Genomic DNA, 12665 nt, shown 5'->3' with positions numbered 1-12665 from the left:
CAGTGTTAGTTCAGACGAAAGTCCGGGTTCAGAGTGAAACAGTGCGTGTACCGACCAACGCCAGCACCGCCAAAATCGAACTCGTAAAGAGAAATAGGTCCCAGGGTCCGAGACGCCTGCCCAAGCAAGAACGCGAACGAATTCGGTGCGGCCCAAAACAGATGGGCTTTCACGCATCCAAGCTCAGCCTGCTTCGCTTTGATTAGGGTGGACAGTTGGTTCGCTGCATCAAACGCGTGCTGCCCATTGCGAATCGCAGCCTGCCCAACCTGATCTAGTCGAATGTCGAGTACGGCGCGGGCGTCGCTGATTTTCTCGCTTGCAAACGCAGTCACATCCTGTCGGACGTAATGCGAAATACTGATCGCAACCACAATCGCGTCGGCTGACGTGTTCAAGTCTTGTTGGTCTACCGTCCAATTGACTGAAGCTGATTGATCGCTTGATGCTGACCAAGTCACTTCGCCGAGCGACCCCGGTTGGACGATTTCGATCTTTGCACCAAGTTTCGGTTCAGCGAGATAGCCTGCCGTGAACGCTATCGAGCTGACGACGGGAAGATGTAGTCGAGTCAATTGGCCGGGGTTCAGATTCTTTGACAAAAACTCTTGTAGCCGCGGAAGAACATCTGTCTGCCAATGGCTGACGTCAGAAATGTGTCGATCGTCAAAGAATTCCTCGAGACATAGCAGGTCGTCGACGGTGTCTTCGAGCGATTCTGCGAATCTTGAGAAGCTGCGAATCCCCAGCTGTGTCGCCGGAATTGAAAGGCTCGGCTTCCCAATCCACAAGCCCTCAGCTCTGCATATCGATTCGATTCTACTGGGGCTGAACCATTGCGACCCGTCACGGCTCAGTCGTTGAATCAGGGTGCAGTACACATCGGAAATGCACGCCATGTTGACCGGCTTCAAGCCGGCAAGCGGCATGATTGACGACAGCTCATCGCGGATGTGGGTAAACGACCGCATGTCTTGCGTGAGCCTAAGACGGCCAAAAATACGATCGAATTCGGCTCGATCGTTCATGTTGATCTCCAGATGGTCCGCCCAAGCCTTGCGTAGCTTGCCCGATTTGCTTTTGGCCGTTTTGCCCGCAAATAGCTTGTCTAGGTCCAGCGTTCCGTGGTCACGTCGGTGAATTTTCGCCAGTACGTCGCCCGGATCGATCTGCCACGGAGCCCAAAGTTCAAATAGGCATCGCCGCCCTGTCTGGTTGGATGAGTCAACCGCATAGCGAAGTCGCTGCAGCAATGAAACCTTGCTTGCATTGATCAGGCCAGGGTCTGTGAGCGTCTCTCCAGAGATCTGCTTTTCGCTGCCTACGGAGAATTTCGCTTGGACGTGGCGCTCGTCGTAATGGCTACCGCATCCATCCGGTTGCGGTGACAGGTACTTTATGCCGACATCGTCAAAAGCCTTGAATTCCGCGGTTTCATAGCCAACTGACGCAATTTTCCCGTCAGCAAGCATCCGACAAGCCTTATACCAAAAAAGATGCTGATGGGCTTCGTCCCCTAACTGGCGTGCTGAACTTGCACTCACTGAATTGCTCCCTGGCGGCTTGGGTGGTGCCGTAACAGTACGCACATCTCCGGAAGAAGTCAAAGACAGGACGTGAGTGCCGGCAAACTTGCCGGCACTTTCTGAACGACGCATTGACTCACCTGATTGGCTGCGGATAATACCTCCCGTTGGCCTCAATCAATGCGGGAGATGAAGTGGGAAGCATGACGTTCAATTCAGTGTCGGAGCATGCGGCGGAGTTCGGCTTGATTGCCGGCCCCAGTGGGCCGCATTCCAGCCGGACAATGACGCTTGAGGACGTTCGCCAGATCTTCGATGCATTGCCGGCAGATGCTGAATTCGCTGACTACCACCGCGTGGTTGTCGATGAAAACCTGTTGGGTAAATCAACGGACTCCAATCGCAAAGGAACTCTGCGTCGACTCCGTGAGCTGTACTCGCTTGATAAGTCGGTTCCCTTGTTTCGTGTCTTTCGATCGTTGTGGGACTTGGATGAATCAGGGCAACCGCTACTGGCGATTTTGATTGCGTACGCTCGCGACCCGTTGCTGCGATCAACCGCGACAACCGTTTTGGAGACGCCGGATGGCATGGAACTGATGCGTCAATCGGTTTGTAGCTCGATCGATGACTTCACGAACGGGCGCATGGGTGAGTCAACAATCGACAAGGTTGCGCGCAACACAAGTTCATCCTGGAGTCAGTCTGGACACTTAGTTGGACGGGTTCGGAAGGTGCGAACACAAGTCGATGCAACACCAGTCACGGTCACGTTTGCTTTGCTGCTCGGGTACGTCATGGGGCTGCGCGGCAAGAAGTTGTTGTCGAGTGAGTTCATGCGACTGCTGGATGCACCAGAGGATATCGCGTTGGCTCGGGCAATTGACGCGAGGAGACTGGGGCTCATTTCTCTGCGAGGAGCACAAGATATTTTTGACGTTGGCTTTGGTGCTCTGCTAACCGAACGTGAACTAAGGATTGCAAATGGGACGAATTGAAGACCTGGCCGACAGTTACGAGCGAAACATCAAAGCGCCTTGGCAGAAAAATCTCGCTGGCGCCCAGAAAGCAATCTTCGTCGTCTATGCGAAAGAGGATGAACGAAAGCTCAATGCACGAATCGGTGACTTTGAAGTTCGCACGAAGGGTGCCGGCTATGGCTGGCGGCAGCTTGATCTCGCGCCACTGTTTCCCGCTTGGATGTCAGCGGAAGAATACCGTGAGTCCTATTTTGAATGTCCTGAAGATTTGCAGCTCAAGCTGGACACTGAGTTTTTCGACTATGTCGTCGCGGCTGTGCGGGCCGAGTTGACTGCCGACGATGTTGACGAAAACACTGTCGTCGCAATCTACGGCACATCTTCGCTGTATGGATTCCTGCGAGTCTCCGAGGTCCTCGACAAATCGGTCGGCGACATCCGCGGACGCATGGTGTTGTTCTTTCCTGGAACATTTCAGCAGGACAACTACAGCCTGCTGGGCGCTCGTGATGGCTGGAACTATCTCGCCACGCCCATCACGCTTCACCAAGGCGAATAGCCGGCTATTCCACGCACAGCAAATCAAACAAAAAGTCTATCGAGAGTCGATTCATGATTAAGAACAGCGAGCTATTCGTCCGTGATCCAGCCCATTCGGAGCTGATGAATAATGGTCAGGCACGGATCACGTCGGAAGGTACCGACCAGGAACGCGACACGCTTCGCGAAGAGCTTTCAAATTTTGTATGCGAAGGCCAGTACGAAGATGGAATGGTTCGCATCTTGGAGTCGTATCTTCAGCACCTTAATGGCACAAGTCAGCCGGCCGCTTGGGTCAGCGGCTTCTTTGGAAGTGGTAAATCTCACCTTCTAAAGATGCTGTGTCACCTCTGGATCGACACCGAGTTTCCTGATGGTTCTCGCGCCCGTTCGCTGGTAAAGGATTTACCCGAGGACGTGGTCGCAGCGTTGAAGGAGCTGGACACCGAAGGCCGCAAGGCTGGTGGGCTCCACGCCGTTTCGGGGACGCTGCCCTCAGGTGACACCAGCAGCGTTCGTTTGACCGTCTTGGGCATGATTCTGCGATCAAAGGGACTGCCCGAACAATATGCTCCGGCGAAGTTCTGCCTCTACCTCAAGAACAACGGTTTCTACGATCAAGTCAAAGCTGCCGTTGAAGCCAAGGGAAAAGACTTCTTTCGGGAGCTGAACGACCTGACGGTCAGTCCCGTTTTGCACGACGCCTTGGTCGAGGTCGATGCTGGATATGGCGACCGCAAGTCGGCACGGGAAACGATCCGAGGGCAGTTCAAGAAACCAGCGGACATTTCCTCGTCAGAATTGTTGCAGCTGACACGTGAGGTGCTTTCGGTCGATGGGAAGTTGCCATGCACGATCATCGTGCTGGATGAAGTGCAAATCCACATCGGCGACTCGAAGGATCGGACTCGAGATGTGGTCGATGTTGCCGAGGCGCTCAGCAAGCAGCTGGAATCGCGGATCATCGTCGTTGGCGCGGGCCAGAATGCTCTCGCGTCACAGGCACCACACTTCAAATGGCTTCAAGATCGCTTCACCATTCCGATCGAGCTTTCGGATACCGATGTCGAAACGGTGACGCGTCGTGTCTTGTTGCAGAAAAAGCCCGAACACGTTGACGCGATTCGTAAATGCCTTGATGTGCACTCCGGTGAGATTGAACGTCAGCTCTCCGGGACGCGAATAGGAAGCAAAGGCAGCGACCGCCAAATCATGGTTGAGGATTACCCATTGCTGCCGGTGCGTCGTCGGTTTTGGGAGCACGTGTTCCGCGCCGTCGATCCAACAGGCACGAGCGGAATGCTTCGGTCCCAGCTGCGGATCATTCACGATGCACTGCACGACTACGCATCCAGCGGACTAGGCACGGTGGTGCCGGCCGACCTGATGTTCGACCAGCTTCAGCCGAGCCTAGTTCACCAAGGTGTGCTACTTCGTGAACTCGATGAAACAATTCGATCACTCGACGACGGCACCGAAAAGGGAAAACTGAAACGCCGGCTTTGCGGTCTGACCTTCTTGATTCGCAAGATCCCACGTGAAGCAGGTTTTGACATCGGCGTTCGCGCGTCGGAGGAGATGTTGGCCGACTTGATGGTCAGCGATCTGCAAGACGACGGGGCGCGGCTTCGCAAAGAGATTCCAGACTTGCTTGAGGAGCTGGTCAACGACGGGATTTTGCTGAAGGACCACAGCGAATACAACCTTCAAACCAAGGAGTATTCCGACTGGGACGCTGAGTTCCGCAAGCGAGAGCAGCAGCTCAATGCAAACTCAAGCGAGCTGACCACCAAGCGCGACGCGCTCATCCGTGCAGCCAGCCATGACGCCATCAAGGGCATTTCGCTGATCCAAGGTGAACGAAAAGAAAAACGCAAATTGGCGATCCACTTCGGTGACGATGCCCCAGTCGTGGACGGTGATGCGGTGCCCGTATGGATTCGCGATGAGTACTCGGCCAGTGAAAAGAACGTGGTCGATTCAGCTCGTGCCGCCGGAACCGACAGTCCGATTGTCTTTGTCTTCCTGCCCCGTGGAAACTCGAAGGACTTGGAGAAGCAGATCGTCCGGCATGAGGCTTCGACAGGAACCATCAAGATCAAGGGCGTTCCAAGCACGCCAGAAGGTGACGAAGCGCGGAGCGCAATGGAAAGTCGGCAAACCGATGCCCAGCGTACTCGCGATGAAATCCTCGGAGAGATTGTCGACGCCGCCAAAGTATTCAAGGGTGGCGGTGCCGAGGTGATGTCGCTGACGATCGAGGAAAAGGTCAAAGATGCCGCTAAGGATGCTCTCGACCGGATGTTCCCCAAGTTTGGTGACGGCGACCACAAGAATTGGCCCGTCGTCATTAGTCGCGCCAAGAACAACGACGACGCACCGCTGGGGGCCGTCAGTTGGACGGGCGAAACCAAGGCCCACCCGGTGTGCAAGGCGATTCTGCGTGAGATAGGAGCTGGTTGCGAAGGTCGTCAGTTGCAGAAGATTTTTGGGAATGCACCCTACGGTTGGTCGCAAGACGCGATTGACGGCGCAATCATGGCGCTGCACAACTCAGGCGATATCACGGTTCGCGCTGGCGGTGACAGTGTCCCGCCAGGCAAGTTGGACCAAACCAAGATTAAGAAAGCGGAACTTCGACAGGAAACGATCACGCTATCGGCCAGCGACAAGATTGCGCTTCGCGGGTTGTTCCCGACCGCCGGGGTTCCGACACGCCCCAGCGATGACTTGGAGGACAAGTCAAGCGAGTTCCTCAAGGCGATGTTTGACTTGGCCAGCCGCGCCGGCGGCGATGCCCCACTACCTGTTCGTCCCAATACGGATCATCTGACTGACCTGCGAAATCACGCAGGCAACGAACGCCTCGCAAAAATGCTGGCGGTCCGCGATGAACTGAGCAAACAAGCCGAGGATTGGACATCGCTTGCTGAGCTGTCCGAGAAGAGAATGCCCCAGTGGGAACGGCTTGGCCGGCTGATGAAGCACGGCGAGGGGATGGATGAGTTCGCTGACATTCAATCTGCGGCCGATGGAATACGCGACAGTCGTTTGCTGCTAGAGAAGACCGACCACGTAACACCGTTGGTGAAGAAGGCTGCAGCAGCATTGCGGTCGGCAGTCACTTCTTCTCACGACCAATACGAAAACACTTACAACTCCGAGTTGAACACTTTGAAGGCCAGCGATTCCTGGCAGAAGACGGATGCAGCAAAACAGTCTGAGTTGATGCAGGCGGAAGGGTTGGACGGGGTTCCGGCGATCTCCGTTGGCAGTGACGACGAACTGCTGCGAACGCTGGATGCGACCCCGCTTTCATCATGGAAAGACAAAACAGATGCACTGAAGAGTCGATTTGCCAGTGCCGACGCGAGAGCAGCCAAGTTGCATGAACCCAAGCTTCAACGCATGCACTTGTCGAGTGGAACGTTGAAGACGCCTGAGGATGTGAAGTCGTGGTTGGCAGAGCAGGAAGCAGCCATCAATCAAAAACTGAAAGACGGCCCCGTCGTCATTAGTTGAACAAGCTGTACCAACGTGCGTGGGCACTGTTGCGATTCCTGACACTCACTGCCGAAATCAAAAGCGGCCAACTGCAAGACGAAGAAATCCATGGCATCACTTTCTAGCGAACTGAGACGGAAACTCGAAAAGGCGGTGGTTGAAGCACGCAAGGTGGCTGAGCGGGGTGCTCGTCAGGCGTTGGAATCGTTGACGGTGCATGAGGCGAAGCGGGGCGATCATGTTAAGACCGAGGAACAGATTCAACTGCGGAACCGTTTGCGTGCTCATGGTCGGTTCTTGGGGGATCGCCGCGACGCTTCGGGGGCGCAATCGATCGACCGGCTGGTCGAAGAATGTGCCTATCAACATTGGCATCGCATTCTGTTCGCTCGTTTCCTGGCTGAAAACGATTGTTTGTGGCATCCTGACCTGAAGGCGTTGGTCTCGTTGGAGGAAGTTGAGGAGCTGGCGCACGAAGAGGGTACGCACCAGTGGGAATTGGCGGGGCGTTTCGCTCAGGCTGCATTGCCGGCCATCTTTCCAGCCGACAATCCGGTACTGGAAGTCAAGTTGCCGCCGGAGGTGTTGAGCGGTTTGATCGAACTGGTCGAAGAACCAGCCAGCGAGAGCGATAAGGATGGATTGGGGCGTGAGGTGTTCCTCGCCGACGATAGTCTGGGTTGGGTTTATCAGTATTGGCAGAACGACGCCAACGAGCGAGCGAAAAAATCGGTTGAGAAAATCAACGCTGCAACGTTGCCGGCGGTGACTCAGTTCTTCACCGAAGACTACATGGTGATGTTCTTACTGCACAACACGCTGGGTGCTTGGCATGCGGGCAAGTTGCTGGCGGAGAATCCAGAGCTAGCCAACACAGCTAAAGATGAACATGAGTTGCGCCGAGCCGTTGCGCTGACCGAGGCAGATGGATACGAGTTCGAGTACCTGCGATTCATTCGTGATCCGCAAGGAGCCGACGGCGGGTCTGAGGACAGCGACGGAGCTTGGCGGCCGATGGGCGGTGCGTTTGAAGGCTGGCCCCGGACTGCGGCGGAGTTGAAACTTCTTGATCCTTGCTGCGGGAGCGGACATTTCTTGGTCGCTGCGTTTGAACTCTTGGTTCGGCTACGGATGCGGGAAGAATCACTCGATCTGTCGTCGGCGATTGATTCAGTGCTGGAAGACAATCTGTTCGGTCTGGAGTTGGACAAACGCTGTGTTCAGATTGCCGTATTCAACGTCGCGATGTCCGCTTGGAGGATGGATCGGTACCGCGGGTTGCCGTCGATGACGATCGCACACGTTGGTCAATCGATCGGAGCCACGCGTGAGCAGTGGATGAAGTTGCTCAAAAAAGAAACAACAGCAGAAGTCGATCGTTTTGAAGGACAAACGCTCCCTGCTGAAGCTCAAGAAGGGCTCGGTTTTTTCTGGGGCCAGCTTTATGACATGTTCAGCAAGGCTGCCACGCTGGGTAGCTTGATAAATCCACGGCGTTCGCTCGATTCCTTTTTGCTAAGCGATGAGCAGACCGCATACCTGTACGACTTACTGGAGACGGCAGTTGCGGCTGATCCAAATACAGAACCGGAATCGCATGAATTGGGGCTGGCGGCAAAGGGTCTAGCGACCGCGTCTAAGCTGCTTGCTCAAGAATACACACTCGTTCTGACCAATGTTCCTTACCTTGGGCGAAGAAAGCAATGTAAGCCCTTAAGAAGCCATGTCTCAGAGTTCTATGACGTAGGCGGTGTTGATCTTGCAACAACCTTCGGCCTAAGAAGCCTGGAGTTTCTCCAAGAGGGCGGTGCGATGGCACATGTATCGCCCCAGAATTGGCTGTTCTTGACGACCTATTCAGACTTTCGAGTAAAGTTGTTAAAGGCAAAGCAATGGCGTTTTATCGCACGTCTAGGACCTAAAGCGTTTCAAACCCCGATGTGGGATTTTAACTCGCAGCTTGTTTGCATCTGCAACATGGAGCCGAGTGAAAAGCATCAAATTGTTGGAGTAGACGTAGCGGCAGCGAAGAAGCCTGATGTCAAGGCGTCAATGTTGATCGCATCCGAATCGTCACCCACATTGCGCGTGCAGCAGTCATGCCAAATAGACAATCCCGACGCAGCTATCGTGCTGGACGAACAGTCGAAATTTCCCGCGTTAGCAAAATACGCAGATGCTTACCAAGGGTCGGGGCTTGGCGACATCAAACAGTATCGGTTGAATTTCTGGGAAGTCCAGGACTACCTGAGCCGTTGGGACCTTCATGCCAGTTCACCTAAGAAGGGAACCCCTTTTTCTGGAATGCATTTCATCTGTAAAAGACGTTTTGCAGATGGCTCACTTGATGAATCGCCGCTCGCCTCTATTCGCGGGCGTAAAGCTTGGGGCAATGATGGCATTGCCATCGCATGGTTGGGGACTTTGCCCGCGGGTAGGTATGTAGGATCGTTCTACGACAATAGTGCTACAGTTATGGTGCCTAAGCGGCCGGAGCTATTGCCGGCAATTTACACGTACTGTACCTCCGACGAGTTCAATCGTGATGTCAGGAAGATAAATCAAAAAGTCCAAGTTGCAAACGCAACAATGGTTCAGGTTCCATTCGATCTTGATCGCTGGACGCAAGCTGCGGATGCGAGATTTCCATCGGGGCTCCCTGAGCCTGAATCGGACGATCCAACGCAGTGGCTCTTCCACGGATGGCCTTCTGAATCAACCTCACCTATGCAAGTTGCTGTTGCTCGATTGCTAGGCTATCGCTGGCCGGCGGAACTTGACTCTGAAATGCGATTGAGTGAGCGTGCTCGGGCGTTGGTTGCTCGTTGCAGCGAACTCGATTCGTTCATCGACGATGACGGCATCGTCTGCATTCCATCGGTTCGCGGCGAAGACGCAGCCGCCGATAGACTCGCTCGGTTGCTGTCGGCGTGCGATGTCGTGACGAATGAGAATCTCGATGACTGGCTGCGCGACAAGTTCTTCAAAGAACACTGCGAAACCTTCGATCAATGTCCGTTTGTTTGGCACATCTACGATGGTCGTAAACAAGACGGTTTCCACGCATTGGTGAACTACCACAAGCTGGCTGGTCCCGGCGGCCGCAAGGTGCTGGAGAGTTTGACATACAGCTATCTGGGTGATTGGATCACGCGTCAAAAAGACGAAGTAAAACGTGAGTTGCCGGCAGCAGAGGCTCGCTTACTGGCTGCCGAAGAATTGTTTAAACGTCTCGAAGCGATTTTGGCGGGTGAACCGCCATACGATCTCTTCGTTCGCTGGAAACCGATCCACGAGCAACCGATCGGCTTTGAACCAGACATCAACGACGGAGTCCGTATCAACATCCGACCGTTTATGGCAATGGACCTGCCGGGCGTCCCGAAAGATGCGGGCGTCTTCCGAGTGAAGCCAAAGATCAAATGGACCAAGGACCGCGGCAAGGAGCCGCAGCACCCCATCGAAGAATACCCCTGGCTCTGGAGCTGGGACGAGCAGACGGTTAACTTCACCGGAGACGTCAAATTCGATGGCGTCCGCTGGAGCGATTGCCACTACACCAACGAGTTTAAACAAGCAGCTCGTCGTGCAGCAAAGCAGGAGACGGAGTCATGAGTGGTGTCTCAACAAAATCGCTCGCGAGTGACACGATGCTCGAATCAATGTGTCGGTCTCTCGTTGACGCTGCCAAGCACTCCGCCGGCGAGGTTCCACCGGTTGCGATCTTGTGGACAGATGCAAAAGGCGAATGGTTGCCGTTGGTCGAAACTCTGCGTGCGAGATTGCCGCAATTGCTGGTTCATGGTGAATACGACCGCTATAAACGAACTGGCCCGGCGATCTGGTTGAAATGTGCGATTGCTCGGCAGTTGCCTGAGGTTGAGATTCTTGAGGGATTGACGCCGATCGTCTATCTGCCCTTGGTCAGCCGGCAAACGTTGCGTGCCGGCACTGAATGTCCGCTGCAGCTGCAGCCGTTGGTCGAGTTGTTGTATCGCGGTGCGGTGTGGACACAGAAGAACGGTCGCGATTGGTCGGTCGAGGCGATGTTGGTCAGCAAGGATGCGCCGGGACTTGAGCTGGATGTCGCTGGCGACAGCCACACCAAGCTTTCGATGATGGCTTCCTTGTCGGTTTTGGCCGATACGCCGGTATCCCGTTTAACGGGACGGCGACTAGAGGCGGAAGATTTTGACAAGCTGATGATCGGTGACCATCCGCGTGACCTGTTGCGTTGGATGAGTGACCCATCGGTAGTGCGTGAAGAGATGGGCGGCGTCGATAGCGAGGGCGGCACGTGGCATGCCTTCTGTAATCGCTGCCGCGAGGATTATGGATTCGATCCGGATACCGATGGCGAACTGGTGGCCGCCGAAAAACTCGGCATGCAGGAAACGAATGTTTGGGAGGGGCTGTGGGGACGCTATTGTGAATCACCCAAGGCCTATGCCGGTATTCCGAATCTGCTTCGCCGAGCCAAGCCGACCAACCGAATCGCTTACGAGAAAGAAACATGGCCGGACGAAAATGAAACGGAGGAAGCGTCGCTTCGCACTGCACTGGCTGCGTTGGATGGCGTCGATGCAACGCATGCTCGTGAGGCGATCGCAAAGTTGGAACAGGCTCATGGTTTTCGGAGATCATGGGTTTGGGCTCGATTAGACCAAGCCCCGCTTGCACTAGCCTTGGAGCACCTCGGGCACCTGGCCGAGCGGACGCAGACGGCACTCGGAGGCGATTCGCCCGAGGACTTGGCGAAGCTGTATGCGGACGGCGGTTACTTGGTCGATGATGCGGCTCTCGCGGCAATGGCGACTGTCCGTACGGCAGCCGACGCAGTGGCTGTACACGCCGCGGTGCGAGCGCTGTACTTGCCGTGGTTGGATCAGGCGGCAACTCGATTGCAGGAAGTATGGCGTGACCCGCCCCGACTGACCGATCGTGTATCGGAGCGTCTTCCCGAACCGACGGCGCTTGCCGCGGGCCGCAGCGCGACTGGTGTTTACGGCGGCAGACCTGAGAATGCGGCCTACGGCTCACATGGAACGGTTTCTTCCTATGAATCTATTTCGGCGGACGCCGGGTGCTGCTTGCTGTTTGCTGACGGTTTGCGTTACGACCTGGCGCAGCGGTTGTCGCTGGCTCTGTCCGAACGCAGCTTGATGGTCGCGTCACGGCGACGGTGGTCTGCGTTGCCATCGGTGACCGCAACGGCCAAGCCCGCTGTGTCGCCGGTAACGGCCAAAGTTCGCGGTGTGGGCCTGCCGGATAGCTTTGCCCCCTCTTTGGCCGACGATCCAGAAAAGTCGCTGACGTTCGCTCGTATGCACTCTTTGTTGAAGGCAGACGGCTACCAGATCATCGGCGCGGGTGAGGTCGGCGATCCGGCTGCCGCTAAATCGCGTGGTTGGTGCGAGTTTGGTGAGATCGACAAACGCGGTCACAGCATGCAGGCCAAGCTGGCATCGGTCGTGGCAGAGCAAGTTGAATTGATTGCGGAACGAATCGCGGAACTGCTCGATGCCGGTTGGCGTGAGGTCCGCGTGATTACCGACCACGGCTGGTTGCTGATGCCGGGAGGCCTTCCGAAAGAAGATCTGCCGCATTATCTGACCGAAGCGAAGTGGGCTCGGTGCGCAACGATCAAGGGTGAGTCGAAGCCAAATGTGCCCAAGGCAACTTGGCATTGGAACCAGTCGGCCGAGTTCGCGACCGGCCCCGGCGTGCGATGCTTTTCGGCGGGACATGCCTACGCGCACGGCGGGATCAGTTTGCAGGAATGTTTGATTCCAGACATGTCCGTAACCCTACAGAATCAGCCTGTGCATCAGGACGTTTCCATCACGAAGGTGGATTGGAAGGGACTGCGTTGTCGTATCTCGGTGTCGCCCGCATCGGCTGGTTTACGCGTGGACTTGCGTAACAAGCCGAACGATCCGGCTACTTCCGTCGCAGATGGCGGCAAACCGCTTGACGGGAACGAGACAGTCACGCTGTTTGTGGAGGACGACGATCTGTTGGAATCGGTCGTCGCGGTCACCGTGTGTAATGATGCCGGCCAAACGATTGCAAAACAAAACACCACTATCGGTGGCGAGTAAATAGGGATGAATGT

The 12665-nt window shown here is 55.4% G+C and carries 6 protein-coding genes; 5 read left to right on the top strand and 1 reads right to left on the bottom strand.

The window, feature by feature from the left end:
• Positions 1-5: 5 nt before the first annotated feature.
• On the bottom strand, positions 6-1544 hold the full coding sequence (locus tag Pla52nx_RS17170; protein WP_197454901.1) for an SAVED domain-containing protein: 1539 nt from the start codon (positions 1542-1544) through the stop codon (positions 6-8).
• A gap of 185 nt (positions 1545-1729) precedes the next feature.
• On the opposite strand from Pla52nx_RS17170, the gene Pla52nx_RS17165 reads away from it, so the two are divergent.
• From Pla52nx_RS17165 to pglZ, 5 genes are all read left to right on the top strand, one after another.
• Positions 1730-2524 (top strand): hypothetical protein, encoded by a 795-nt coding sequence (locus Pla52nx_RS17165; RefSeq protein ID WP_146522115.1) that lies wholly within the window; start codon positions 1730-1732, stop codon positions 2522-2524.
• Positions 2511-3065, top strand: a complete 555-nt coding sequence (locus Pla52nx_RS17160) for a BREX protein BrxB domain-containing protein (protein WP_146522116.1) — start codon at positions 2511-2513, stop codon at positions 3063-3065. Before Pla52nx_RS17165 ends, Pla52nx_RS17160 begins: the two co-directional genes overlap by 14 nt.
• A gap of 53 nt (positions 3066-3118) precedes the next feature.
• A complete protein-coding gene (brxC, locus tag Pla52nx_RS17155) occupies positions 3119-6568 on the top strand; it encodes a BREX system P-loop protein BrxC (protein WP_197454902.1) in 3450 nt (1149 codons plus the stop codon).
• 90 nt (positions 6569-6658) lie between these two features.
• Complete coding sequence (locus Pla52nx_RS17150) at positions 6659-10165, top strand: DNA methyltransferase (RefSeq protein WP_146522117.1); 3507 nt, start codon at positions 6659-6661, stop codon at positions 10163-10165.
• Positions 10162-12651 (top strand): BREX-1 system phosphatase PglZ type B, encoded by a 2490-nt coding sequence (gene pglZ, locus Pla52nx_RS17145; protein WP_146522118.1) that lies wholly within the window; start codon positions 10162-10164, stop codon positions 12649-12651. Before Pla52nx_RS17150 ends, pglZ begins: the two co-directional genes overlap by 4 nt.
• The last annotated feature ends 14 nt before the right edge of the window (positions 12652-12665 follow it).

It is taken from the genome of Stieleria varia (genome assembly GCF_038443385.1).
Lineage (GTDB): Bacteria > Planctomycetota > Planctomycetia > Pirellulales > Pirellulaceae > Stieleria > Stieleria varia.
This window is presented reverse-complemented; position numbering and strand designations above follow the sequence as displayed.